At 36.7% G+C, this 25,399-nt stretch carries 23 protein-coding genes; 8 read left to right on the forward strand and 15 right to left on the reverse strand.

Features of this window, described 5'->3' with window-relative positions:
• Positions 1-18 precede the first annotated feature (18 nt).
• Positions 19-825: a glycogen/starch synthase gene (locus tag OLM61_RS06985; RefSeq protein ID WP_264525674.1), complete on the reverse strand. Its 807-nt coding sequence runs from the start codon at positions 823-825 to the stop codon at positions 19-21.
• A gap of 78 nt (positions 826-903) precedes the next feature.
• Between OLM61_RS06985 and panC the strand changes: the two genes are divergently transcribed.
• The 5 genes from panC to OLM61_RS07010 all read left to right on the forward strand — a co-directional run bounded on the left by panC (position 904) and on the right by OLM61_RS07010 (position 7,012).
• Complete coding sequence (panC, locus tag OLM61_RS06990; RefSeq protein ID WP_264525675.1) at positions 904-1,782, forward strand: pantoate--beta-alanine ligase; 879 nt, start codon at positions 904-906, stop codon at positions 1,780-1,782.
• A gap of 14 nt (positions 1,783-1,796) precedes the next feature.
• Positions 1,797-2,147: an aspartate 1-decarboxylase gene (panD, locus tag OLM61_RS06995; RefSeq protein WP_017495920.1), complete on the forward strand. Its 351-nt coding sequence runs from the start codon at positions 1,797-1,799 to the stop codon at positions 2,145-2,147.
• A 367-nt stretch (positions 2,148-2,514) separates the two neighbouring features.
• Positions 2,515-3,669: an alpha/beta hydrolase gene (locus OLM61_RS07000; RefSeq protein WP_264525676.1), complete on the forward strand. Its 1,155-nt coding sequence runs from the start codon at positions 2,515-2,517 to the stop codon at positions 3,667-3,669.
• Positions 3,669-5,030, forward strand: coding sequence for a DNA repair protein RadA (radA, locus tag OLM61_RS07005; protein WP_264525677.1), 1,362 nt, complete (start codon positions 3,669-3,671; stop codon positions 5,028-5,030). The genes OLM61_RS07000 and radA overlap by 1 nt, the downstream gene beginning before the upstream one ends.
• A gap of 17 nt (positions 5,031-5,047) precedes the next feature.
• Positions 5,048-7,012: a transglycosylase domain-containing protein gene (locus OLM61_RS07010; protein ID WP_264525678.1), complete on the forward strand. Its 1,965-nt coding sequence runs from the start codon at positions 5,048-5,050 to the stop codon at positions 7,010-7,012.
• 131 nt (positions 7,013-7,143) lie between these two features.
• On the opposite strand, the gene OLM61_RS07015 is transcribed toward OLM61_RS07010, so the two are convergent.
• The 3 genes from OLM61_RS07015 to OLM61_RS07025 all read right to left on the reverse strand — a co-directional run bounded on the left by OLM61_RS07015 (position 7,144) and on the right by OLM61_RS07025 (position 10,251).
• Positions 7,144-8,181, reverse strand: coding sequence for an NADP(H)-dependent aldo-keto reductase (locus tag OLM61_RS07015; protein WP_264525679.1), 1,038 nt, complete (start codon positions 8,179-8,181; stop codon positions 7,144-7,146).
• A gap of 260 nt (positions 8,182-8,441) precedes the next feature.
• Complete coding sequence (locus tag OLM61_RS07020; RefSeq protein WP_264525680.1) at positions 8,442-9,386, reverse strand: flagellar motor protein MotB; 945 nt, start codon at positions 9,384-9,386, stop codon at positions 8,442-8,444.
• 103 nt (positions 9,387-9,489) lie between these two features.
• Positions 9,490-10,251 carry an exodeoxyribonuclease III gene (locus tag OLM61_RS07025; RefSeq protein ID WP_264525681.1) on the reverse strand — a complete coding sequence of 254 codons (762 nt, stop codon included), beginning with the start codon at positions 10,249-10,251 and terminating at the stop codon, positions 9,490-9,492.
• 118 nt (positions 10,252-10,369) lie between these two features.
• Between OLM61_RS07025 and OLM61_RS07030 the strand changes: the two genes are divergently transcribed.
• Positions 10,370-12,172: a lysophospholipid acyltransferase family protein gene (locus OLM61_RS07030; protein ID WP_264525682.1), complete on the forward strand. Its 1,803-nt coding sequence runs from the start codon at positions 10,370-10,372 to the stop codon at positions 12,170-12,172.
• A 69-nt stretch (positions 12,173-12,241) separates the two neighbouring features.
• Here OLM61_RS07030 and OLM61_RS07035 read toward each other — a convergent pair whose 3' ends face one another.
• From OLM61_RS07035 to OLM61_RS07050, 4 genes are all read right to left on the reverse strand, one after another.
• Positions 12,242-12,454 carry a TM2 domain-containing protein gene (locus tag OLM61_RS07035; protein ID WP_264525683.1) on the reverse strand — a complete coding sequence of 71 codons (213 nt, stop codon included), beginning with the start codon at positions 12,452-12,454 and terminating at the stop codon, positions 12,242-12,244.
• Positions 12,455-12,512: 58 nt separating this feature from the next.
• Positions 12,513-12,977 (reverse strand): DUF2752 domain-containing protein, encoded by a 465-nt coding sequence (locus OLM61_RS07040; RefSeq protein WP_264525684.1) that lies wholly within the window; start codon positions 12,975-12,977, stop codon positions 12,513-12,515.
• The gene (locus tag OLM61_RS07045; protein WP_173964637.1) at positions 12,952-13,335 is read right to left on the reverse strand and encodes a DUF4234 domain-containing protein; all 384 of its coding nucleotides are present in this window, start codon (positions 13,333-13,335) and stop codon (positions 12,952-12,954) included. Before OLM61_RS07045 ends, OLM61_RS07040 begins: the two co-directional genes overlap by 26 nt.
• Positions 13,336-13,513: 178 nt before the next feature.
• Positions 13,514-14,461, reverse strand: coding sequence for a 2-hydroxyacid dehydrogenase (locus tag OLM61_RS07050; RefSeq protein ID WP_264525685.1), 948 nt, complete (start codon positions 14,459-14,461; stop codon positions 13,514-13,516).
• A gap of 345 nt (positions 14,462-14,806) precedes the next feature.
• Here OLM61_RS07050 and OLM61_RS07055 point away from each other — a divergent pair, with 345 nt between their 5' ends.
• Together OLM61_RS07055 and nhaA are read left to right on the forward strand one after the other, a co-directional pair.
• Positions 14,807-15,496, forward strand: coding sequence for an alpha/beta hydrolase (locus tag OLM61_RS07055; RefSeq protein WP_264525686.1), 690 nt, complete (start codon positions 14,807-14,809; stop codon positions 15,494-15,496).
• 163 nt (positions 15,497-15,659) lie between these two features.
• A complete protein-coding gene (nhaA, locus tag OLM61_RS07060; protein ID WP_264525687.1) occupies positions 15,660-16,805 on the forward strand; it encodes a Na+/H+ antiporter NhaA in 1,146 nt (381 codons plus the stop codon).
• A 114-nt stretch (positions 16,806-16,919) separates the two neighbouring features.
• Here nhaA and proC read toward each other — a convergent pair whose 3' ends face one another.
• The 7 genes from proC to serS form a co-directional block, all read right to left on the reverse strand.
• Positions 16,920-17,696 carry a pyrroline-5-carboxylate reductase gene (proC, locus tag OLM61_RS07065; protein ID WP_264525688.1) on the reverse strand — a complete coding sequence of 259 codons (777 nt, stop codon included), beginning with the start codon at positions 17,694-17,696 and terminating at the stop codon, positions 16,920-16,922.
• A gap of 135 nt (positions 17,697-17,831) precedes the next feature.
• Positions 17,832-19,238 carry a magnesium transporter gene (mgtE, locus tag OLM61_RS07070; RefSeq protein WP_264525689.1) on the reverse strand — a complete coding sequence of 469 codons (1,407 nt, stop codon included), beginning with the start codon at positions 19,236-19,238 and terminating at the stop codon, positions 17,832-17,834.
• The gene (gene rsmA / locus OLM61_RS07075) at positions 19,228-20,007 is read right to left on the reverse strand and encodes a 16S rRNA (adenine(1518)-N(6)/adenine(1519)-N(6))-dimethyltransferase RsmA (RefSeq protein WP_264525690.1); all 780 of its coding nucleotides are present in this window, start codon (positions 20,005-20,007) and stop codon (positions 19,228-19,230) included. The genes mgtE and rsmA overlap by 11 nt, the downstream gene beginning before the upstream one ends.
• A 365-nt stretch (positions 20,008-20,372) precedes the next feature.
• Positions 20,373-20,684, reverse strand: a complete 312-nt coding sequence (locus tag OLM61_RS07080; RefSeq protein ID WP_264525691.1) for a DUF4286 family protein — start codon at positions 20,682-20,684, stop codon at positions 20,373-20,375.
• 130 nt (positions 20,685-20,814) lie between these two features.
• Positions 20,815-22,596 carry a tetratricopeptide repeat protein gene (locus OLM61_RS07085; protein WP_264525692.1) on the reverse strand — a complete coding sequence of 594 codons (1,782 nt, stop codon included), beginning with the start codon at positions 22,594-22,596 and terminating at the stop codon, positions 20,815-20,817.
• An 83-nt stretch (positions 22,597-22,679) separates the two neighbouring features.
• The gene (gene lgt / locus OLM61_RS07090) at positions 22,680-23,516 is read right to left on the reverse strand and encodes a prolipoprotein diacylglyceryl transferase (RefSeq protein ID WP_264525693.1); all 837 of its coding nucleotides are present in this window, start codon (positions 23,514-23,516) and stop codon (positions 22,680-22,682) included.
• A 92-nt stretch (positions 23,517-23,608) separates the two neighbouring features.
• Positions 23,609-24,880: a serine--tRNA ligase gene (gene serS, locus OLM61_RS07095; RefSeq protein ID WP_264525694.1), complete on the reverse strand. Its 1,272-nt coding sequence runs from the start codon at positions 24,878-24,880 to the stop codon at positions 23,609-23,611.
• Between the last annotated feature and the right edge of the window lie 519 nt (positions 24,881-25,399).

A 25,399-nucleotide genomic window follows, 5' to 3' on the forward strand; every position in this document is an offset into this window, starting at 1 on the left:
TAATAATAAAGTTAAAATTTAAAGACCCATTGTTTTGTAGAAATTTGTATACGCTTCAGCGAATGCATCTTTCGTGGCGAAAGGTAAAAAAGGTTTTCCTGAAGATTCTATAAATTTTGTTAAACTTGGAGATACATTCTCAGAAGCTATAATTACAGCATCTGAATGCAATATACTGGCTTTTAGGATATTTTCGTAATTTGGTATTTCCAAATCAGCAACTGATTCATGCGGAACTCCGTCAAATTTCACTTTATTAATCATCTCCAGATCCAGATTCTCGTCAAAAGATTGTCCGTAAACAGAGGTTACAATTTTAGTTTCAGAAAATAAAGCCTCATTTTTATAATAGTGCTTCATGTAAATAGGTAACATCGAAGCCAGCCAACCGTGAACGTGGATAATATCCGGAACCCAGTTTAGTTTTTTTACTGTTTCAACAACTCCTTTTGCAAAAAAGATGGCTCTTTCATCATTATCAGGATACAAAACCCCTTCTTCATCGGCAAAAGTTGCTTTTCGCTTAAAATATTCATCATTATCAATAAAGTAAACCTGAATTCTTTCTTTCGGGATTGAAGCAACTTTAATAATCAATGGCATATCTAAGTCATTCACTACCAAGTTCATTCCTGAAAGTCTAATTACTTCGTGTAACTGGTGTCTTCTCTCGTTAATATTTCCATATCTTGGCATGAAAATTCTTATCTGACCTCCTTGATCGTTAATCATTTTTGGAACGTCATAAGACATTAAAGAAACCTCATTTTCAGCCAAATAAGGCACGACTTCAGATGATACATATAATATCCTCTTATCTTTCATAATAGTATTTTACTTAATTTTTGGTAATAAAAACGTTGCAAAATTACAAAATTTTATGCAGTTATTAACTAATATATTATGTTTGCACTAAATTTTAATAATACTGCCATGCATATTTTCTACGGTAAAGTAGCTTTGATAGCCTATTTAAAAACTATCAAAACCGCAAATTCTACTATCGGATTTGTACCTACTATGGGCGCTTTACACCAAGGGCATCTGGCTTTAATGCAAAGATCGCTTAAAGAAAATGACGATACCGTTGTGAGTATTTTTGTGAACCCAACCCAGTTCAACAACCCTGAAGATCTTGAAAAATATCCGCGTACTCTAGAAGAGGACGTGAAGAAAATGAGAGGTTTAAGCGACAAAATGATCCTTTACGCCCCTACTGTTGATGATATTTACGAAGGTCATACGATCTCTGAGGATTTTGATTTCGATGGTTTGGAAAACCAGATGGAAGGAAAATTCAGACCAGGTCATTTTAACGGAGTCGGAACTATCGTAAAACGTTTGTTTGAAATCGTTACTCCAACTAATGCGTACTTTGGTGAAAAAGATTTTCAGCAATTGCAGATCGTTAAAAAAATGGTCGAAAAAAATCATTTACCGGTAAATGTGGTCGGTTGTCCTATTTTCAGAGAAGACAATCAACTCGCAATGAGCTCCAGAAATGAGCGCCTCAGTCCCGAAGAGCGAAAAGAGGCTTCTATCATTTACAAGGTACTGACCGAAGCAAAAGAAATATTTGAGAAGGGCACTCCGGAAGAAACCATCCAATTTGTAGAAAATTCTTTCAAAGACAACGAAAGATTTGAACTCGAATATTTCGTCATCGCTGACGAATCCACATTATTACCTATAGAACACAAAAGCAACGACAAAAATTACCGTGCCTTTATAGCGGTATTTGTTAATTCTATAAGGTTGATTGACACCATTTCATTAAATTAATTTACCTTTGCACCATGCAAATTCAAGTTATAAAATCTAAAATTCATCGAGTAAAAGTAACCGGAGCTGATTTAAATTATATTGGCAGCATTACTATTGATGAGACTTTACTAGAGGCTTCAAACATCATTGAAGGCGAAAAAGTAGCAATTGTAAACATCAATAATGGTGAACGTTTTGAAACTTACGCGATCAAAGGAGAGAAAAATTCAGGAGAAATAACCCTGAACGGACCTGCTGCCAGAAAAGTTCAAAAAGACGACATTATCATTATCATATCTTATGCAACCCTGGAGTTTGAAGAAGCTAAAACTTTCAAACCGTGGATCATTTTTCCGAATGAAAATGATAATTCGCTAACCTAATCTTTCCTTATTACACTTTATTTCGATTTAGTTTGTTCAATATTTTTTGACACAAACAGTATTTTATTGGCCTAAATTCAATATTGCCTTTTATTAACCAAAAAGGCTTGCTATTTTTACCTCTACAATAAACTTGTTGGGTTTAAGTGACAAAAAATTGACTCAACACCTAAAAACATACTTCTTCCCTATAGAGACACATTTAGTATTGAAACAAAGTAGAAAGCTTTTTTACAGACACACTATCTATGTCACTATCTGTTAAAATGAATTCGCCCCAACGGATTACAATACTAAAAAAGCAAATAAAATGTTATATTGCTACACTATTACAATACTTTTTAACTCACTGAAATGCCCCCAACTCATGAAAAAAGTTTACCTACTTATTACTTTAATTTCGATTTCTGTCTTTTCGCAGAAAAAATTTGACAACATTAAATCCGAAAAGCTCGGAGAAGAACGAAGAATAACAATCGGCCTTCCGGAGTCTTACGAAGCCAATCCCGATAAAAAATATCCTGTTTTGTATTTACTCGATGGTGATTATTTATTCGATCCTTTCTCCGGTGCTATAAGCTATGGTACCTATTGGGGAGATTTGCCTGAGATGATTATTATTGGTGTTCATCAAAATAAAAACGACGAACGCGAAGACGATACGACTATTGATCAGAATACGGGACTTCCTTTTGAAAAAGGAGCCAGTTTTTTTGAGTTTGTTGGTGCCGAATTAGTACCTTACATCGAAAAGAAATACCGCACATCTCCTTTCAGAATTATCGCCGGCCATGATGTAACTGCAAGTTTCATTAATTTTTATCTGTACAAAGAACAACCTCTTTTTAATGCTTACATTGCTTTTAGTCCTGAACTTGCCAATAAAATGGAAGTTAGAATCCCCGAAAAACTAGCCAAAGCTACAGAGCCTTTGTTCTACTACCTTTCTGCAGCCGACGGAGACAATAAAAAGATCAAAGAACCTATCGAAAAATTAGACAGCAATATTAAAATTGCCAATAATCCGTTAGTAAACTATAAATACGATTTGTTTAAAGGTACAACGCATTACACTCAGGTTTTACATGCAATTCCGAGTGCCTTATATCAGATTTTCGATGTTTACAAGCCTATTAATTCTTCTGAATACAACAATAAAATTGCTGTTTTGGAAACAGGATATGCCGATTACTTAGAAAACAAATACAACACCATGTCTAAAGTTCTGGGAGTTCAGATTCCGGTGAGAATGAGTGATTTTAAAGTAATTGAAAACCTTATTCTAAAAAAGAACGCTTATGACGAATTAGGCAAAATGGCTGAAATTGGAAATGTAAATTACCCGAAAGCCATGCTGGGAGAATATGAATTAGGATTGATGTACGAGAAAATGGGTGACCCAAAAAGAGCTTCAAAAAAATACCAAAATGCTTCTCAAATGGAACCAATTGGTGATTTGAATAAAGATTTGATGTACGAGAAAATGGACCAGATGAATGCACTTGCAAAAACCACCAAATAATGTCAAAAGTTAAAACTTCTTTTTTTTGCCAAAACTGCGGAACTCAATATGCCAAATGGCAAGGGCAATGCAATGCCTGCAAAGAATGGAATACTATTGCCGAGGAAATTATTCAGAAGCAGGAAAAAGTAGCCTGGAAAAGCGAACCTACTTCAAACGGTAAAGCACCGCGTCCTTTAAAAATTAATGAAATTGATTCGGCACAGGAAATTCGAATGAATACTACTGATGGCGAGTTGAACCGTGTTTTGGGTGGTGGAATTGTTCCCGGATCCCTGACGCTACTGGGAGGTGAACCCGGCATTGGAAAAAGTACACTTTTGCTACAAATTTCACTAAAACTACCGTACAAAACTTTATACGTTTCCGGTGAAGAAAGTCAGAAGCAAATCAAAATGCGCGCAGAGAGAATCACGCCCAACAGCGATAATTGCTACATCTTGACGGAAACCAAAACACAAAATATTTTCAAACAAATTGAAGCGATAGAACCTGAAATCGTAATCATCGATTCGATTCAGACTTTGCACACCGATTACATTGAATCAACCGCGGGAAGTATTTCTCAAATCAGGGAGACAACTGCCGAACTGATCAAATTTGCCAAAGAAACCAATATTCCAGTAATTTTAATCGGGCACATTACCAAAGACGGAAATATTGCCGGACCTAAAATTCTCGAACATATGGTCGATACTGTTTTGCAGTTTGAAGGCGACCGAAATCATGTGTACCGAATTTTGCGTTCGTTAAAAAATCGTTTTGGGTCTACGGCCGAACTCGGAATTTATGAAATGTTAGGCAGTGGCTTACGCGAAGTGTCCAACCCTTCAGAGATTTTGATTTCGCATAAAGACGAGGAATTATCCGGAACCGCCATCGCCACCACACTTGAAGGCATGCGTCCTTTGATGATCGAAATACAATCATTGGTGAGTACTGCAGTTTACGGAACTCCACAACGAAGCACTACGGGCTACAATGCTAAAAGACTGAACATGATTCTGGCGGTTCTGGAAAAAAGAGCCGGATTTCGCTTAGGCGCCAAAGACGTCTTTCTAAATGTTACGGGTGGAATTTCTGTTGATGATCCTGCTATTGATTTAGCTGTTGTTGCTGCTATTTTATCTTCCAATGAAGACATTCCGGTAACAAAAGGATTCTGTTTTGCAGGTGAAGTTGGACTCTCAGGCGAGATTCGTCCGGTAAATCGTGTCGACCAGCGTATTCAGGAAGCCGAAAAACTTGGATTCACCACTATCTTTGTATCCAAATACAATAAAATTGCGTTAAAAAATATAGGAATCAAAATTGAATTGGTGGCTAAAATCGAAGATGTGGCCAGTATTCTTTTTGGTTAATTTTTATCAACCTACCTATGAAATTCCCAAAACAAAAAATAATAAAAGCACTTGTAATACTAGCCCTGGTATTGGTAGTGCTTTTTTTAGGATTTTACTTTTTCCGTGATTCGCTTCTCAAACAAGCCATCGCCAAGGTGACGAACAAAATGAACACGGAGTACAACAGTACATTTTCTGTAAAATCGGCTTCATTTGACGGCTTATCCGGTATAAAACTGACCAACGTAATTCTCGTTCCAAAAAACGCTGATACACTTTGTCATATTGAAAAAATAGAAACCAGCATCAGTTTAGCCAATTTATTGATTGGTGATGTTCAAATTGGAACTTTAAAAATCAACAATGGTTATATCCAACTGGTGAAAAAAGGAGATGTTCGTAATTTTGACGCCTTCTTAAAAAAGGACAAATCAGATTCGGACAAAAATGAAAAGCGCAAATATGCCACTTTTGCCTACCGTATCATTTCTAAACTACTCAATCTGGTTCCGACAGATATGAAGCTTGAGAATTTAAATTTCAGAATTGACGACAATGGCAAAAAAACATCTGTTGCCATCAATAAACTGGTTCTCGACAACAAACAACTTGAGACCAATCTTCATGTCCAAAGCAAAGATTTTGATCAGCGCTGGAACATCAAAGGTTTTGCCGATCCAAGAAATAAAAAAGCAGACATTCGTTTTTTTAATCTGGATACCGGAGCAATCCGAGTTCCGTACTTAGACGAACGTTACAATTTAAAAGCCAGCTTTGACTCGATCCGACTAAATGTTCAGAACATCGAAAAAGACGGCAGCGAATTACACCTTGACGGTTACACCTCTATCACGAACTTAAAAATCAATCATCCGAAAATTGCCAGTAAAGACGTTGTGATCAAAAATGCCCGTTTTGATTATCGTTTCTTACTGGGGGATAGTTTTATATCGATCGACAGTACTTCGACCATGCAACTGAACAAAATAAAACTGCATCCTTATGTTTCGTACGACACCGAAAAAGATACGGTTTATACTTTAAAAGTAAACATTCCGAAAATGCAGGCGCAAAACTTTATTGTTTCCCTGCCTGAAGGTCTGTTCACTCATTTTGAAGGAATGGAAGCCGCCGGAAGTTTTGACTATAAGCTCGATTTCAGATTCAACAAAAACAAACCGAACACCTTAGTTTTTGACAGTAAATTAAACAAAGAAGGTTTAAAAATCACGAAATACGGGGAAGCCGATCTTAACAAATTAAACGGCGAATTTGTTTATCGTGCCATTATACAAAATGTACTGCAGCGCCCGGTTCTAGTTGGAAATGCAAACCCCAACTATACTCCTTTAGATCAGATTTCTCCTTATTTGCGAAAGTGTGTTTTAACGACGGAAGATCCTTCGTTCTTCTCGCACCGCGGTTTTATCAATGAGGCTTTTAAGCAATCTATTTTAAAAAATATCCGAACCAAAAAATTCTCACGCGGTGCCAGTACCATTAGCATGCAGCTCATCAAGAACGTTTTCCTGACGAGAGAAAAAACGCTTTCACGCAAACTCGAAGAGATTTTACTGGTTTATATTCTGGAAAACAACAGAGTGGTAAGCAAGGAAAGAATGCTGGAAGTTTATTTCAACATTATCGAATGGGGTCCAAATGTGTACGGAATTGGCGAAGCAAGTCATTTTTACTTCCAGAAAAGCCCTGCCAATTTAAATGTTGATGAATGCCTGTACTTAGCGACAATTATTCCGAAACCCAGAAAATTCATGTATCAGTTTAATGATCAAGGCAATTTAAGGGATTATGCATTGAAAAATCAAAAATTCCTGAAAAATTTAATGTTCCGAAGAGGTTTGCTGGTTCCTGAAGATACTCTTGGACAATTACCAGTTTACATTTCAGGAAATGCGCGTTCCTTGATAAGGATTAAAGCTCCGGATTCTACAGCGGTGAAGAATGATTCTTTGGCTATTGAGGATGAGTTTGATTTATAAAAACACCCATTTCACGAAGCGACGCTATTTTTTGTTCTGAAATCGTTTTTACTTTTCATAAAAAATTCCACAAACTTTCACAGACTATACCTCTGTCAATTTGTGGAATTTGTATTTTATCTGAGAGCTAATTAAGGTGCCGGATCGGGAATTATTGCCTGAACAGCATTTATTTCGGCTACAATTTCGCTTGACAATACGACATCAATAGTATCAATATTTTCTTTTAACTGCTCCATAGTTGTAGCTCCTATAATTGCACTGGTTAAAAATGGCTGTTGCAGCACAAATCCCATGGCCAATTGGGTCAATGTCAGGTCGTGTTTCTTTGCAATTTCCTGATATAACTTTGTAGCTTGTGTACTTTGTTCGCTATTGTAACGTGTGTACTGCGGAAAAAGGTTGATTCTGGCATTTGGATGTGCCTCACCAGTTAAAAACTTACCCGTTAAAACTCCAAAAGCTAAAGGAGAATAGGCCAGCAATCCCACATTTTCGTACTTCGAAACTTCCGCAGAGCCTACCTCAAAAAGTCGGTTCAACAAGCTATACGGGTTTTGAACGGTTTTGATCCTTGGCAAGTTATGGTATTTACTTTCTTCCAGAAAGCGCATCATTCCCCAGGCATTTTCATTGGAAACTCCAATGTGTTTTATTTTTCCTTCTTTGATTAGTCCGTCGAATGTTTCTAATACTTCTCTGAAGTTATCTTCCCACGCATCGTCATGACCATTAAAAGAACGCTGTCCAAAACAATTGGTTTTACGCTCCGGCCAATGCATTTGATACAAATCGATATAATCGGTCTGTAAACGTTTTAAGCTGTTTTCTAAAGCATATTTAATACTCGCTGGTGAGAAATCACCCTTTTCGCGCATATAGGTAAAAGCCGGATTTGGCCCCGCAATTTTAGTCGCCAATACCACTTTGTCGCGATTTCCCGATTTCTTAAACCAGGTTCCTATAATTTTCTCTGTACTTCCGTACGTTTCTTCACGTGCCGGAACAGAATACATTTCGGCAGTATCAAAAAAATTAACGCCTCTCTCCAATGCATAATCCATTTGCTGATGCCCTTCGGCCTCTGTATTCTGTTGCCCGAAAGTCATTGTTCCGAGGTTTATTTTACTAACTTTTATGTCGGTATGGGGTAAAGTTGTGTATTTCATACTTTTTTAAGTTGCTAAGCCCCTAAGGAGCTAAGGTTCTAAGTTTTTCTTTAAAATTCTAATAATTCAAAGATACGATGCTATTTCTCAAATAGAAATTTGACAAAAGTTAAAAAAATTACAAGATTTCTTTAAGCTTCTGAAACACGGAGTCATCAAAATTACATACACTTACTCACGTAACTAAAGAAGGTTCAAAGTAAAACTTTGAACCTTCTCATAAAAATCTTAGAAACTTAGTTCCTCAGAACCTTAGCGTCTTAGTTAATACTATTAAGCATCTCCGCGATTTCATCTAATCTTGGCGTTAAGATGATCTCGATTCTGCGGTTCTTCGCTTTTCCTTCCGGAGTGGTGTTACTCGCCAATGGAGAAAATTCGCTGCGACCTGCTGCTGTTAATTTTTGCTTGTTGATTTTAGCGTTTTCGCTTAAAATATTTACAATTGCAGTAGCTCTCTTGGTCGATAAATCCCAGTTATTGGCAATTGGTCCTGAACCTGCGTACGGATCATCATCCGTATGTCCTTCAATTAAAACTGAAAGATCAGGGTTATCACCCAGAACTTTACCCAATTCAACAACTGCCTTTCTACCTTCGGTACCAACAGCCCAGCTTCCTGAATTGAACAACAATTTGTTCTCCATAGAAACGTATACTTTTCCGTTTTTCTGTTCTACAGTCAGACCTTTTCCTTCAAAACCGTTTAAAGCTTTAGACAACGTCTCTTTCAATTTACGCATGGCCTCTTCTTTTGCAGCGATCATTGCTTCCAATTCGTTCAGGCGGTTTGCTGTTTTATCCAAACGAGCTTGTTCTTCTGCTAATTTTTTAGATTTCGCCTCCAGTTGTGCCAACAGTTCACGGTTTTTAGCCATATTGCTTTCTAAAGCATCGTTGCTGTTTTTCTCTAAAGCATTATAAGAATCCTGAAGTACTTTATATTTTTTCTGCTGAGCAGCCAGATCCGCTTTTTGTTTTTCAAGATCTGTTTTGGTTGCGTTTAAATCTTTTGTTAAAGCATCACGGTCCAGTTCTAACTGATTTTTTGATTTTTGTAAACTCTCATTTTCATCAGCAATTGAACGGTTTTCTTTTTTCAGATCCGAATATTTGGTTTCAAGATCATTGTAAATTTTCTTAGACACACAAGAAGTCATAGACATTGCTACGACCAATAGTCCGATAGAGGTCTTTTTAATCATTTTTTGTTTTATTTGGAGGGCATTAATACTAATGTTTAAATTTAATAGCAATGGCAATGTTTAAATTTAAACAGCAATTCATTCAACAATAACAATACCACTTTTACTCGATTTCGACTAAAACCGGGCAATGATCTGAATGAACGGCATCCGGAAGAATCACAGCTCTTTTTAACCTGTGTCCCATAGAGTCACTTACCAGATTATAGTCAATACGCCAGCCTTTATTGTTCCCTCGGGCTCCTGCGCGGTAGCTCCACCACGAATAATGGTGCGGATCTTTATTAAAATGACGGAAACTGTCTATAAAACCAGACTTCATAAATCCGTCCAGCCATGCACGTTCAGCAGGTAAAAAACCCGAAACGGTTTTGTTGCGAACGGGGTCATGAATGTCAATAGCTTCATGGCAAATGTTATAATCACCACAAATGATCAGATTCGGAATCGTTTGTTTTAACTCATTAATATAGGTTTGAAAATCATCCATAAACATAAATTTATGGTCTAATCTTTCAATATTAGTTCCTGACGGTAAGTACAAACTCATCACAGAGCAGTCATCAAAATCGGCACGAAGGTTACGCCCCTCAAAGTCCATGTGCTGAATTCCGGTTCCGTAAACCACATTATTGGGTTTTGTTTTAGACAAGATGGCAACACCACTATATCCTTTTTTAGTTGCCGGATAATAATATTGGTACGGATAACCTGCGGCAGTAATATCGTCTACCGGAATTTGCTCTTGGGTAGCTTTTATTTCCTGAAGACAAATCACATCAGGATTCGCTTGTTGCAGCCATTCGATAAAGCCTTTGGTAATTGCGGCACGTATTCCGTTTACATTATAAGAAATAATTTTCATCAGCGTTTTTTTTAGGATTTCAAATGTAATAAAAAAGTGGAAAGTTTGCATTTGAAACAGCGAAAAGTAGAGTTTTTTGTTATCTTTGTTCGCTGCTCTAATAAATTAAAAATAGTACATGGGTTTAGTTACCGCGAAAGAAGTTGCAAAAGCGATAAATGTTGATAAGTACGGAGTTTTGGGTACTTTTTCGGGCTGGATTCTTATGAAAGTTCTTAAGATATCTACCCTTAATAAAATTTACGACCACAATAAGCATTTAGAAGATGTTGCATTCTTAAACGGAATTTTAGATGAGATGGAAATCAAATTTGAAATTCCCGAAGAAGATTTAAAACGTTTACCGAAAGATGGCGCCTATATTACCATTTCCAATCACCCTCTGGGTGGAATTGATGGTATTTTGCTTTTAAAATTGATGCTTGAAAGAGAACCCAATTTTAAGATCATCGCCAACTTTTTACTGCATAGAATTGTTCCGCTAAAAAAATACATCATGCCTGTCAATCCTTTTGAGAATCATAAGGATGCCAAGTCAAGTGTGGTAGGAATTAAAGAAACCTTACGTCATTTAAGCGACGGAAAACCACTTGGGATTTTCCCGGCCGGAGAAGTTTCGACTTACAAAGACGGAAAACTGGTGGTAGACAAACCATGGGAAGAAGGCGCTTTGAAATTAATTCGAAAAGCCAAAGTTCCGGTTATCCCTATTTATTTCCATGCCAAAAACAGTAAGTTGTTTTATTGGCTTTCTAAGATTGACGATACTTTACGTACTGCAAAATTACCATCGGAGTTGCTAACGCAAAAAGATCGTGTTATTAAAGTTCGTATTGGAAAACCAATCTCCGTAAACGAACAGAACGAAATTGAATCTTTTGAAGACTACTCTGAGTTTTTAAGAAAGAAAACCTATATGCTGGCTAATCCTTTTGAGAAAGACAGCAAATTGCTAGACACCGCAAGCTTAAAAATTCCGAAAGCACCTAAAAAAATTGCAACACCGGCAAATGAATCCAAAATGATTGACGAAGTCAATGCATTAAGAGACAGCGATTGCAGGTTATTGCAAAGTAAAAACTACGAAGTATTTTTTGCCCGTGCCAAGTCGATCCCGAATATCTTACACGAAATTGGACGTTTACGCGAAATCACTTTCCGTGAAGTAGGTGAAGGTACCAATGAATCTATTGACTTAGATCAGTACGACCAATACTACCACCATATGTTTTTGTGGGACGATGAAACCAAAAAAATCGCAGGCGCTTACCGTATGGGATTGGGTTCAGAAATCTATCCAAAACACGGTATTGAAGGTTTTTATCTAACCGATCTTTTCAGATTTGAGCCGGAATTACACGATATGATGCATAAATCGATCGAAATGGGTCGTGCTTTTATCATCAAAGAATACCAGCAAAAACCAATGCCTTTGTTCCTGTTGTGGAAAGGAATTATTCATACCACCTTACGTTATCCGGAACACAAGTATCTGCTTGGTGGTGTAAGTATCAGTAATCAATTTTCTGACTTCTCAAAATCATTGATGATTGAGTTCATGAAGTCGAACTATTACGATCCTTATATTGCACAGTACATTCACCCGAAAAAGGCCTACAAAGTAAAATTAAAAGACGCTGATAAAGACTTTATCTTCGACGAAGCAGAATCTGATTTGAACAAGTTTGATAAGATTATTGACGAACTGGAGCCTGGAAACTTACGTTTGCCTGTTTTAATCAAGAAGTACATCAAGCAAAATGCCCGTGTAGTTGCTTTTAACGTTGATCCTTTGTTCAACAATGCTGTAGACGGTTTAATGTACATTAGAATAGCAGATATTCCTGAAAGCACGATGAAACCTGTTATTGAAGAATTTCAAATAGAATTGGAACGCAAATTATCGGAGAAAGAAGATTAATTTCATCACACCTATATAAAACAAAAAATCCCATCTTAAAAATGGGATTTTTTTATGCTTTAAAACAGCTTAAAACCAGCCTTTTTGACCAACCTGATAAGTTTGATAAAACTCTTCGTCTGTTCTTGTCAGATAGATTATTCCTTCCTTATTATATCCCAAATAGAATTTGTGAATACCCAGGAAACCTAACAAAATTGCTAAGATTCCCGCAACTACTTTTTTATTCTCTTCCCGATGAACCGGAGGATTATTCCAATGTTCTGTTTTACTGTTTTCCATTTTTATAGTGTTTTTTAGTTATGCTAATTCAACTTTATGAGGATGGAATTCTGAGGTCTTAAAACCAAATCGATTGATGCAAAATATCATCAAAAGAGCTTTCCCGGATAAAAAGAACCAATCGTATCAAATGATAAAAGGCTAAAAAATAAGCCATATTGTAGGCTAATTTTCTGTTGTACAGCAGTCCCGAAAAATATTCTTTTTTGGTAATAAGTTCAGTTGTCAGTATAATGATGGTAAGCCAGCAGAATACGATAACAAAAGGCCCCAATATATGGTAACTAAGAGATTTGTAGATGTCACCCTGATAAAAATAAACCAGTGATTTGGTGATGCCACAACCCGGACAAGGAAAACCAGTCACCATTTTGAAAGGACAAAAGGACTGATCTGATTCCAGATGGTTATTATGATTGTCAAGCATTAAAAAAAACGGAACTATCAGTGTAATTGCTGCACCGATAATTCCGTAAATTTTACGTTTTGTTCTACTATTATTTGTATAATCTGTTGATATCACCTTGTACTATCATTGCTGCTGCAAAAGGGAAAAAGAACCCTAAAACAATTAATAAAGTGGATTGGTCTTTTTGAAGCTCTCCAGTTCTTTGATAAACTTTTGGCAATGCTTCTTTACCAGCCAAGTAATAAAAATAAATGTTTACCGGTGTACAACATCCTGCAAAAATTGCAATCGGCTGTGAGATAACTTCTTTACCTGCAACGGCATTTAAAACCTCAGATACTTTAATGTTCCAGTAAATCAAGTACAATCCGCATGTTAAAAATCCAAAAAGCAATACCATAACTGGATCTACCTTAAATACCGGAATTGGTTCATTAAAATTATTAGACGTTTCTTTTAAATCGTTTTCCATTTTTTTTAGTTAAAATTAATTGGTTATGTCCTACTCTTCGGATTTTCGGTTCCTCCTATTTAGAAACAATATTATTAAAAATTAACTTTAAAAACTAATTATCGCCCAAAATTCTACAGAAAAGACTCGTTATTTAATTGTAAAAACAAGCCCAAAACGTTGTCCTTCACCCCTAAAACTATCTCTGAAAGACCGCTTTTATTTTGTCTGCAATTACCTGCGCCAACCGTTCGTGGCTTTCAAAAGTCCAGCCTGCGATATGAGGAGTTAGCAAAACATTTTTAGATTCGAGCAAATATTTAAAAGCCTCGGGCGTGCTTTCTTCCTGAAACAGGGTCTCAAAAGATAATTTCTCATACTCCAAAACATCCAAACCGGCGCCTAAGACTTTTTTAACCTTCATGGCTTCCACCAAGTCTGCTGTCACAATATTTTTACCGCGTGAGGTATTTATAATCCAAAAGGGCTTTGCAAAAGCATTAATAAAATTTTCATTCACCATTTTATCGGTTTCAGGAGTCCACGGAAGATGCAGGCTCAGCACATCGCTTTTTTGCTGCAGTTCTGCCAATGAAACCTGCTTTGCATTTTCATCTCCTACATGGTCAAGAATATCATAACACAGTACTTCGGTCTCAAAGCCGCGAAGTTTTTTAGCAAATGCTTTTCCCATGTTTCCGTAACCAATGATTCCCACGGTTTTGCCATCAAGTTCATGCCCCCTGTTGCTCTCACGGTTCCAGTGTCCCGCTTTTACTTCAGCGTCGGCCTGATTGAGATTGTTAAACAAAGACAAAATCACTCCCAAAGAATGTTCTGCAACAGCATTGCGATTTCCTTCCGGAGCAGCAATTAAATGAATTCCTTTTGTTTCGGCATACTCGCAATCAATGCTTTCTAAACCTGCTCCTACTCTGGCAATAAACTTTAAGTTGACCGCATGATCTAAAAAGTCCTTGTCAATTTTAAAACGGCTTCGAATGACGATTCCGTTATAGTCCTGAATTTTTGCTTCAATTTCTTCTTTAGAAGATTTAAAATCGGCGTGGTTTTCAAAACCGGCATCTTCCAGTTGTTGCCATAAAATTGGATGATTGCTATCAATATGAAGAATTTTTATGCTCATTGTATTCTATTTTTATCAAACAAAAATACAGCTTATTCTTTATTTAAGCTGTTCTTTAAGTTTGCCGTTTTTACTATTAATCTTCAAAAATCAAAGCGACTACTCCTAAAGATGTTTTAAAAAAATCATCAATTTCTCTATTCTAAGTTTCATAGCAGAGACATTAACCACTGGAATTAAGCCTCTTACACGCTAAAGTTCTCATAAACTTAACATGATCAAACTATTTAATTTCATACTTTTATGGGTGAAATTAAATTTCAGAAAATAATAGGCCCCATTTTGCTTCATCACATTGAGTTTTAAATAAGTAATTATATTTTAATCAATTAAACTTCAGTAATTATGGCAACAAAAGATTTAACTATTATTTTAGTCCACGGCGCTTGGGGAGATGGTTCACATTGGCAACATGTAATTCCAGGATTAGTAAAAGAGGGATATAAAGTACGAAGCGTTCAAAACCCATTGACTTCTTTACAAGATGATATTAATAAAACTCAGGATTTGATTGATGCACAGGAAGGAAAAGTACTTCTGGTGGGCCATTCATACGGAGGAGCAGTAATCTCAGGTGCAGGACATCATGATAAGGTTGTAGGTTTAGTATATATTGCCGCATTTGCTCCTGATGCAGGAGATAGTTTGGGAGCTCTTTTAGGACGAAGACCCGGATCAGGCGGAGCCAGTATCTATCCCGACCCAAAAGGTTTTTTATGGATTAAGTACGATGAGTTTCACGAAGCATTTGCTCAGGATTTAGACAAAGAAGAGGCTCTGATTTTATCATTGGCTCAAAAACCTATCCACGGTCAGTGCTTTGGAGATATCGCAGGTGAACCGGCATGGAAAACAAAACCAAGTTGGTATCAAATTTCCAACTTCGACAATATGATTCCACCAGAAACAGAAAAAGAAATGGCAGAGCGAATCCAACCTAAAAAAATCATTCGCTTGGATGCAGGACACGCCTCGCTGGCATCGCATCCTAAAGAAGTGACAGCCTTAATTTTAGAAGCGGCTGCAACCCTCTAAAAAACACTCCAAACCGCTAATCTGATTGGCGGTTTTTTTGTTTTTAATACAATCCAAAACACCAGCGCCAAGCCTCTTAATTTTTTATTCGTTAGTTTTTTTTTAACTTTGGAAATATAAGCCTTAAAAAAATCGCTTCAAAATCTCCTGAACTTCAATAAAAATGAAATTAACAAAAACTTTTAAAGCCTTCTTCAACAACGAAAAATCAGGAGGACTACTCTTGCTTTTTGTTACCATAATATCGCTTTACCTCGCCAATTCCTCCATTCAATCCGAATATATTGCTTTTTGGGAAAAAGACCTGAACGGGCATTCCATCACACACTGGATTAATGATGGCTTGATGACTATTTTCTTTTTATTAATTGGATTAGAACTGGAAAGGGAAATTTACCACGGTGAATTGTCTAATATTAAAAATGCCTCTTTACCCATCATGGCTGCTTTGGGCGGGATGCTGGTTCCTGCCGCTATTTTCCTGGTTTTAAACTTTGGAACGGCAACTCAAAACGGAGCAGGAATTCCGATGGCAACCGATATTGCTTTTGCAATTGGAATTTTATCTCTTTTAGGAAAAAAAGTTCCCTCATCGCTAAAAGTTTTTTTAACAGCCTTAGCCGTTATTGATGATCTGGGTGCTATAATTGTTATCGCGATCTTTTACACTACCTCAATAGCCTTTGTAAATCTTGCAATTGCTTTAGGAATCTGGATCTTCTTATTTGTGCTGAACCGCATGAAAGTTCAAAACCTGATTCCGTATTTAATTGGAGGTGTCGTAATGTGGTATTTCATGCTAAACTCAGGTGTTCACGCTACCATTACGGGTGTTATTCTGGCGTTTGTAATTCCGTTTGGAAATGGCGATGAAAACTCTAGTTCCTATAGACTGCAGCACTTTTTACACAAACCCGTTGCCTTTGTTATTTTGCCTTTGTTTGCTATAGCCAATACTTGCATTGCTATTCAGTCAGACTGGCACGAAGGTTTGAACCACCCAAACACGTACGGAATTATTCTGGGCTTAGTAGTCGGTAAGCCTTTAGGTATTTTACTTTTCTCGTCTATTGGTGTAAGTCTTGGATTATGCAGTTTGCCTAAAAGCTTAAAATGGGCTCATATACTAGGTGCCGGAATGCTGGGTGGAATTGGTTTTACCATGTCCATCTTCATAACCATCCTGGCCTTTACAGATCATGAAACTATTATTTTCTCTAAAATAGCTATTCTGATCGCCTCTGTGCTTTCGGGGCTTTTTGGATTGTTTTATCTGAAATACACTTTATCAAAGAAAAAAATCGCATAGTTTTTCAAAAGAGAATCAATTGTCAAAAATTTGAATAAAAATAAAAATAAAAAATCCCAAATTCCAATTTACTAAAACTTGGAATTTGGGATTTTTAATATTGGGATTTAATGCCTATCCTTTAATCTGTTTCAAAGAGGTTTTAATTCCTTTTATCAAAGACGAACTGAAACCATTGTGCTCCATTTCGTTCAAACCTACAATTGTGCAGCCCTGAGGCGTCGTAACACGATCGATTAATTGTTCCGGATGTACTTTCTCCTCCAGTAACATTTTCGCTGCTCCTTTGACCGTTTGAGCCGCAATTGCCAATGCGGTATTAGAATCAAATCCGATTTCAATACCTGCCTGCATAGAAGCACGAATATATCTCAAAGCGTATGCTGTTCCGCAGGCACCAAGTACCGTTGCGGCATCCATTAATTTTTCATCGATAACCGGAGCAGTTCCAAGATCCTGAAATAACTCAACAATTGGTAATGCTTTATCCCTGTCTTTTTCAGGAAAAGAGATACAAGTCGCCGATTCACCGAACTGCGCTGCTATATTGGGCATAATTCGCACTACCGCAAATTCATTGTTTGTTTTTAACTGAAGCATATCCAAAGACAATCCGCTTACAGCCGAAGCAATTGTTTTTCCTTTTATTACGGGTAAAATCTCCGCCAGAACTACATCTACCTGATACGGTTTTATGGTTAAAATAACCACATCGGCTTCCTGAATAGTATGTTTATTGTCTGAAGAAACCGTAATTCCATACTCTGTTAAATACTGAATACTGGCCGTGTTTCTTCTTGTGACGGTAACCTGGTTGTGTTTAGAGAATTTGGCAATTCCCAAGGCAATAGAAACCCCAAGGTTTCCTCCTCCTATAATGTGTATTTTCATACTGGTTGTTTTTTGAATTATTGTTGGTTGATTAATAGCTTTAAATCATTTCAATACAGCAGCAATTGAGTGTAATTCATTTTTACTTCAATAAAGTTTTTATGAATTACACCATCAATAGGCTGTATTTGGTTTTTATAATAACTTCCCTTTTAATAGTAAGGAAGCGATAGTAAAATAGATCACTAATCCCGTTACGTCGACTAAAGTAGCCACAAACGGTGCTGATGAAGTTGCGGGGTCCAGTTTGAGTCTTTTTAACAAAAAGGGTATCATAGATCCCGAAAGCGTTCCCCATAAAACAATAAAAACTAAGGAAAGAGAAACGGTCAAACCAATTGTTAACCAATGTTCTCCATATTCATAAAGACCGGTTTGTTGCCAAACCAGAATCCTGATAAAACCAACAATACCCAGAATAGCACCCAGTAAAAAACCTGACGCGATCTCTTTCTTCATTACATACCACCAGTCTTTTAAGGTAAGTTCTTTCAATGCCATAGCACGAATGATAAGGGTCGCTGCCTGTGATCCCGAATTTCCTCCACTCGAAATAATAAGCGGAACAAATAAGGCTAAAACTACTGCTTTCTCAATTTCGCCTTCAAAGAAACCCATTGCCGAAGCCGTAAACATTTCTCCAATAAACAAAACCACTAACCAAGTGGCTCTTTTTTTGACCATTTCGCCCAAACGTGTCTGAACGTATGGCAATTCAAGAGCTTCCAATCCCCCGAATTTCTGAATATCTTCGGTATCTCTTTTCTCAATTTCGTCCTTTATGACGTCAATAATATCATCAATCGTAATTCGGCCCACTAAACGTCCCAGTTCGTCTACCACCGGAATTGCCTCCAGGTCGTATTTATCCATCATTCTGGCGACTTCAACATCGGGTGTTTCTACGTTTACAGAATACAGTTTTCTGATATATATATCGGAGATTTGTGTTTTGGTCGATGTTGTCAACAGGTCCTTAAGCGACAATCTGCCTTTAAGTCTGTTTTCATCGTCAACAACATAAATAGAATGTACTCTGGAAACATTTTCTGCCTGAATACGCATTTCTTTCACACAAGTCAGTACGTTCCAGTTTTCGTTGACTTTCACCAACTCTTTGTGCATGATACCTCCGGCAGTATCTTCGTCGTAACGCAATAAATCAACGATTCCTTTTGCGTGTTCTACGTCCTGAAGCTCCGAGATTACCTCTGCTTTTCTGTCTTTTGAAAGTTCACCAATAATATCTGCCGCATCATTGGTTTCAAGTTCATCCAGCTCTTCAGCGATTTCTTTTGGCGAAAGTCTGTTTAAGATTTGTTCACGCAAATCATCCTCTAATTCCAGAAGAATTTCGGCTGTTTTTTCGCTATCTAAAACCTTAAAAATATAAGTTGCTTCATCAATGTCAATTTCATCGAGGATTTCAGCGAAATCCGCATGGTGCATGTCATTTAATAAAAATTCAAGCTCCTTATTGTCTTTAGCTTGGATGAGTTGAGCAATTTTTTTAATTAGCTCTTTACTTATTTTAAACTCCATCGGCTTCTATTTTTTGAGTCAAAGCAATAAATTCTTCTACACTAAGTTGTTCCGGACGTTTATCAAAGATAGTGTCTTCTCGCAACTTATCGGTTAAATTTAATGTTTTCAAACTGTTACGTAATGTTTTTCGTCTTTGCTGAAAAGCCGTTTTCACTACTGTAAAAAACAACTTTTCTCCGCAGGGAAGGCTATAGTCTTCCTTTCGGGTCATTTTCATCACACCCGACTTGACCTTGGGCGGAGGAATAAAAACGTTTTCATCTACCGTAAACAGATACTCTGTAGTATAGAAAGCCTGGGCCAATACGGATAAGATTCCGTATGCCTTTGAGCCTTTTTTCTCGCAGATACGTTCTGCAACTTCTTTTTGAAACATCCCCGAAAATTCCGGAATCTGATGTTTGAATTCTAAAGTTCTAAAAACAATCTGCGTCGAAATATTATAAGGGAAGTTTCCGATAATAGCAAATTGCTTGTTCTCGTAAACCTCGTTAATATTGTATTTCAGGAAATCCTGAGAGATAATTTTATCTTTTAGTTTTGGATAATTTTCACCTAAATACACCACTGATTCAGTATCGATCTCGATTACATGTGTATTAATTGGTTTGTCAAGCAAATACTTAGTCAACACACCCATCCCCGGTCCTATTTCTAAAACCTCATCATATCCGTTAAGGCTTAAGGTATCTGCAATCGCTTTGGCGATACTTTCATCCTTCAGGAAGTGTTGTCCTAAATGTTTTTTGGCTTTTACTTTTTCCATTCTCTTTTCTAGATTCTTAGATTGTTAGACTTCTTAGATTATTAGACATTCAAAATACCGAATAATCCAAAAACCAAATAATCTATTTCTTATTTTGTTTGCCATAAAGGCACTAGGGTCTTTTGCTACAAAGGCGCTAAGACACAAAGTTTTATTTCTTCTTTTCCAAATCAATTACAATTATAAAATTGTCTTTGTTTTTATCCACTTTATTTTTCACAGGAAATCTGCTTATTCTTTCACATAAGCGCAAAAAACTATAAAACCGCTCTGTTTTAGACAGCTTCAAAAAATCTTCCTGTCGCTGTTTATTACTTTCTTCTAAGGTTTGAAATCGAATCTCCATTTTTCCCTAGATTAGATTTTTAATGTTCTGAAATCACTTCTAACTCTGTTCTGAAAGAAAGCATTTTGTCGGCAAACAACCCTAGTGCTTCTTTATGAAACTCAGGTTCGTCTTCGATATAATAGCGATCCAGAGTCTCCTTACTGTCTGTAACATACTGAACAGAATATGTAATTCCGCCCATTTCTTCCTCTATCATTACTCTGACAATTCTCGCCGAAGAAAACTTCTTTGTGGCTAAAATTTCAGGTATGTGTTTTTCCTGCATCCACTTCAGCCATTGGTCGTGAACACTCTCGTGTATATTGGTGGTAACGTTGTAAATTATCATTCTTTTTAAAGGTTCTGAGATTCTAAGGTTCTAAGGCTCTGAGTTTTTTTATCCACTAAATCCTTAAAAACAAATCATCGTATTGCTAATTCTCTTTTTTTTGAATTTGGAATTTGCTTTTTTTTGGCATTTACAAATTCTTGTCTCCTCTTAACTGTCGGTATTTTTTTCTCGCATCTACAAAATAGATACTGTCCTGATGGTTAAAAATTACCTTCTCATATAATGGCTTCGCCTTTTCTGCATCATGCAGTTCATCGTCGTAAATTTCTGCTGAGAAAAACAAGGCTTCGTCTACATAAATTCCATCACCATGATGCTCAATAATCTGCTGATACTGCCCTAAAGCCGAGGTATAATCCTTCAGGCTTTCGTAAATCTTACCTAAACGCAACATTGTAACAGCTTCTATTTCCTGTCCTTTAAAGCTTTTCAATATCCCCTGAAACTGAGCAATTGCTTCCTGCTTTTTATTCTGGTACATTAAAAAATCGCCTTTGGCAAACTGCTTTAATGCGGTTTGTGTTGAATCGGCAACCGTATTATCGTTGATCAGTAAAAAATACTCGAGCGCATCATTGGCAATTAATTGCGTATTTGCAGCTTTCAATTCTTTAAACTGTTTCAAAGCCCATTCAAAATCGCCTTTGTAATAACTCGTTTTGGCTGCTTTTAAACTCGCTTCGTGCGCCATGACATCATTCTTTAAATCCAATTGAATTTGAGAATAATAAATCAGCGCCTGATTGAATTTTTCCTCTAAAAGCAGGATGTCAGCCAACTCCATCTTTGCATCAGCCTGCTGATAAGCATTCAAATTTAACTCCAGCGCTTTCTTAACAATTTCCTTGGCTTCTTCGGTCTTTTTAAGATTAAAGGCCAGAAAATGCGCCTGAATTATTTGCAAAGATAAGGTAAAAGGAGTTATTTCATAGGTTGTAAGCAATTGTTGTAACTCGGTACTAATAATTGCATAGTCTTTTTCCTGTGCTTTATCGATTTTAATCTGCATCAGAGACGAATTTGTCTGAATGAGTAAATCAAGATCTTTGGTGTTCAGAAGGATAAAATTCAGAATTTCTTCTGCTGTTTCGGTGTCGTCCTCATTCAATGCAAACTGTCCTAAATTAACAATACTCGAAAGTGATTCGGGTTCCCGTTTGTAGATTGCTTTTTCCTGAATGAAAGCTTTTCCGAATTCTTTTTGCTGTACATAAAACCAACTCAGGTAATGATTCCAAAACACATCCTGATCTTTTTGTGTTTTCAAAATCAAAGCTTTACGCATCGCATCTTTAAAAGCCGTATTATCGGTTTCACCATTCATGAAACGCGATAGTTGTGTCTGAATTAAATTGGCATTCTGTGGATTCTTATACGATTCCGTCAGCAAAAGATCAATCATCTGATCGGTTTTTCCCAACTGTCCGTACAACATTCCGATTTGAAAGTTGAAATTGTAATTGGGCTGCACCAGCATTGCCGTCTGATAAGCACTTAAAGCATATTCAAGCAATACTTTTTTCTCGAAAGAATTGCCCACTCCGTAAACATCATTCGGATTGGTTTTGATTTTTTCGATCGCCTGTTCGTAGTAGCTTTTGGCTTTGGCATCGTTTTTTTGCAGTTGAAAATTATATCCCAATTCTACCAAAAAAACGCCCTGCTTGTATTTGTTGTAGCGATCCTGAATTACTTTTTGTGCTTTCTCAAATTGCTGTAACTGCTGATAACAATCGATCGTTCTTAAAAAGTATTGGGTATTGGATGGTGCGCTATTTAAAAGCTCTTCGTAACTGATTTTGGCCTTTTCAAAATCACCTTTATCGTAATAATACTGTGCAAGCTGTTCATTCTGTGAAAATGCAAAAGTAGACCAGAACAAAACGATATAGATGATGCAGTTTTTCATATTTTAGTCTTTTATATACTCGGTAATGATCTAATTTTCAACAGCTACTAAAAACCTCAACTGTAACTGTAAACATATACGGCTTACTGAACGTCGTGACTGTAAACGGTAGCTTTTGATTTCCAGACAATCAATCCCAAACCAATCAAAATAAAAGGAATACTCAATATTTGTCCCATATTAATTGGCATACTGTTTTCGAAAGCTTCCTGATTTTCTTTGAAAAACTCAATTATAAATCTCGCGAGAAACAATAACATCAGGAAATACCCGAAGATTAACCCATCGGCTTTTCGAATTTTCTCTGACTTGTACATTGCATACAAAATTACGAAAATCAACAGATAAGCAAATGCTTCATACAGCTGGGTAGGATGTCTTGGAATCATGTCGTCTCTTTGAAAAACAACACCCCAGTCTCCATTGGTAGGTTTTCCGTAAATTTCAGAATTCATAAAATTCCCAAATCGGATAAAAGCTCCTGTAACCGGAACTCCAATTGCCATTTTATCTAAAAGCCATAAGAACTTCACTTTATATTTTCGACAATACAAAACCATCGCAATTAAAACTCCGATTGATCCACCATGACTCGCCAGTCCCTGATATCCAACAAATTTGTAAACTCCGGCCACTTTCTGAATGGGTAGCAAAATTTCTATAGGATGTTGTAAAAAATAGGATGGTTCATAAAAAAAACAGTGTCCTAATCGCGCTCCCAAAATTGTCCCAACGATTACATAAACCAGTAAACTATCGAGATTGTCCAGTGAAAGATTTTCTTTTTTGTAAATGTTTCGCACAATAGCGTAGCCCAGTAATAACCCACAGGCAAAGAAAGCACCATAATATTTTAACGGAAAACTATCTGTTATCCAAAAAATAACGGGATCTGCGTCCCAATTTAAAATCCCTTTCATCTTCCTTTTTTTTTAGTTGTAGTTCTTAGTCTAAATTAAGAAACCTAACAGATTTTGGAACCTGTTAGGTTTAATTCTAAGTACTGTAAAATTTAGTTTATAATATCAAATCCACAATAAGGTCGTAATACTTCCGGGATTACAATTCCTTCCGGGGTTTGGTAATTTTCTATGATTCCGGCCAAAACTCTTGGCAATGCCAATGAACTTCCGTTTAAGGTATGTGCCAGTTGGTTTTTCCCGTCTTTGTCTTTGAAACGCAATTTCAGACGATTGGCCTGGAAAGTTTCAAAGTTAGAAACTGAACTGATTTCTAACCAGCGATCCTGTGCTGTAGAAAACACTTCGAAATCATAAGTCAAAGCCGATGTGAAACCCATATCACCACCACACAAACGTAAAACGCGGTACGGTAATTTTAATTCTTTTAAGATGTCTTTTACATGCTCTACCATTCCGTCTAATGCTTCATAAGACTTCTCAGGGTGTTCAACACGTACAATTTCTACTTTGTCAAATTGGTGTAAACGATTTAATCCACGTACGTGAGCTCCATATGAACCAGCTTCACGACGGAAACATGGCGTATAGGCGGTATATAAAACCGGCAATTCACTTTCGTTTAAAATTACATCACGGAACAAATTTGTAACCGGAACCTCAGCTGTTGGAATCAAATACAAATCATCAATTGTTGAATGATACATTTGTCCTTCTTTGTCCGGTAACTGTCCTGTTCCATATCCTGAAGCTTCATTTACCAAATGCGGTACCTGAACTTCATTGTATCCGGCAGCCGTATTTTTATCTAAAAAGTAATTGATCAAAGCACGCTGCAAACGGGCTCCTTTACCTTTGTACACCGGAAATCCTGCTCCTGTGATTTTTACACCCAGTTCAAAATCGATGATATCGTACTTTTTTACCAATTCCCAGTGTGGCTGTGCACCTTCATGCAAAACCGGAATATCTCCTTCCTGAAAAACATTTAAATTGTCATCCGGTGTTTTTCCTTCCGGAACAATATCAGCCGGTAAATTTGGTAAAGTGTATAATTTATTGGTTAATTCGGCAGCTAAAGCTTCTGCTTTTTCGCCCAATTCTTTGCTTTTTTCTTTTAAGGAAACTGTTTTTTCTTTTAAGATTGCCGCTTTTGATTTCTCTCCCGCTTTCATCAATTCCCCTATATCTTTGGATAATTTATTAGATTCAGATAAAGTGTTGTCTAATTCTACTTGTGTTGCGCGACGGTTTTCGTCTAATTGCACCACTTCTTCCACAACGCTTTTAGCATCGATATTACGTTTTGCTAAAGCCTTGATTACTTTCTCCTGATTCTCTCTAATAAATGCGATTTGTAACATAGCTTGTTTTTTATAACTATTGTATTTTTTTATAATGGAAGCAAATTTAAGGAAATGTTTCCTAAGATCACGACAAAGTTGATTCTAAAGTTATTTCGAGAGTTATTACACAGCGATACACGAAATATTCGCAGAGCTGCGCAAAGAATTTTATAGAAACCCGTTATTTAACACATAGCAACAAGGGTTCTGTATCTATAAACAAAGGGATTTCACTTCATTTAAATGCACATAATCTCTTATGTGAAAGAAATATATTTCTTTTTTGTTCTCTTTTTTACACCTAAAATCTATGATTCAATGTGTTGAATGTTTTTTTGTTAATTATGGCCAACGCATTAAACACATCTCAAAAATAATATGTGTCGAGCCGATGGCTCTTTTATGGTTATGATTATTTTTTACGACGGATTAAAATCCATCGCTACAATATTGGTCGAGCCGACGGCTCTTTTATCGTTATGCTTATTCTATACGACGGATTAAAATCCGTCGCTACAATATTGCTCGAGCTGATGG

Source organism: Flavobacterium sp. N502536 (assembly GCF_025947345.1).
GTDB lineage: Bacteria > Bacteroidota > Bacteroidia > Flavobacteriales > Flavobacteriaceae > Flavobacterium.

Bases quoted from the DNA above. Each gene is read 5' to 3' on its own strand.
- OLM61_RS06985 (WP_264525674.1), bottom strand. From the start codon at position 825: ATGAAAGATAAGAGGATATTATATGTATCATCTGAAGTCGTGCCTTAT.
- panC (WP_264525675.1), top strand. From the start codon at position 904: ATGTTTGCACTAAATTTTAATAATACTGCCATGCATATTTTCTACGGT.
- panD (WP_017495920.1), top strand. From the start codon at position 1,797: ATGCAAATTCAAGTTATAAAATCTAAAATTCATCGAGTAAAAGTAACC.
- OLM61_RS07000 (WP_264525676.1), top strand. From the start codon at position 2,515: ATGAAAAAAGTTTACCTACTTATTACTTTAATTTCGATTTCTGTCTTT.
- radA (WP_264525677.1), top strand. From the start codon at position 3,669: ATGTCAAAAGTTAAAACTTCTTTTTTTTGCCAAAACTGCGGAACTCAA.
- OLM61_RS07010 (WP_264525678.1), top strand. From the start codon at position 5,048: ATGAAATTCCCAAAACAAAAAATAATAAAAGCACTTGTAATACTAGCC.
- OLM61_RS07015 (WP_264525679.1), bottom strand. From the start codon at position 8,181: ATGAAATACACAACTTTACCCCATACCGACATAAAAGTTAGTAAAATA.
- OLM61_RS07020 (WP_264525680.1), bottom strand. From the start codon at position 9,386: ATGATTAAAAAGACCTCTATCGGACTATTGGTCGTAGCAATGTCTATG.
- OLM61_RS07025 (WP_264525681.1), bottom strand. From the start codon at position 10,251: ATGAAAATTATTTCTTATAATGTAAACGGAATACGTGCCGCAATTACC.
- OLM61_RS07030 (WP_264525682.1), top strand. From the start codon at position 10,370: ATGGGTTTAGTTACCGCGAAAGAAGTTGCAAAAGCGATAAATGTTGAT.
- OLM61_RS07035 (WP_264525683.1), bottom strand. From the start codon at position 12,454: ATGGAAAACAGTAAAACAGAACATTGGAATAATCCTCCGGTTCATCGG.
- OLM61_RS07045 (WP_173964637.1), bottom strand. From the start codon at position 13,335: ATGGAAAACGATTTAAAAGAAACGTCTAATAATTTTAATGAACCAATT.
- OLM61_RS07050 (WP_264525685.1), bottom strand. From the start codon at position 14,461: ATGAGCATAAAAATTCTTCATATTGATAGCAATCATCCAATTTTATGG.
- OLM61_RS07055 (WP_264525686.1), top strand. From the start codon at position 14,807: ATGGCAACAAAAGATTTAACTATTATTTTAGTCCACGGCGCTTGGGGA.
- nhaA (WP_264525687.1), top strand. From the start codon at position 15,660: ATGAAATTAACAAAAACTTTTAAAGCCTTCTTCAACAACGAAAAATCA.
- proC (WP_264525688.1), bottom strand. From the start codon at position 17,696: ATGAAAATACACATTATAGGAGGAGGAAACCTTGGGGTTTCTATTGCC.
- mgtE (WP_264525689.1), bottom strand. From the start codon at position 19,238: ATGGAGTTTAAAATAAGTAAAGAGCTAATTAAAAAAATTGCTCAACTC.
- rsmA (WP_264525690.1), bottom strand. From the start codon at position 20,007: ATGGAAAAAGTAAAAGCCAAAAAACATTTAGGACAACACTTCCTGAAG.
- OLM61_RS07080 (WP_264525691.1), bottom strand. From the start codon at position 20,684: ATGATAATTTACAACGTTACCACCAATATACACGAGAGTGTTCACGAC.
- OLM61_RS07085 (WP_264525692.1), bottom strand. From the start codon at position 22,596: ATGAAAAACTGCATCATCTATATCGTTTTGTTCTGGTCTACTTTTGCA.
- lgt (WP_264525693.1), bottom strand. From the start codon at position 23,516: ATGAAAGGGATTTTAAATTGGGACGCAGATCCCGTTATTTTTTGGATA.
- serS (WP_264525694.1), bottom strand. From the start codon at position 24,880: ATGTTACAAATCGCATTTATTAGAGAGAATCAGGAGAAAGTAATCAAG.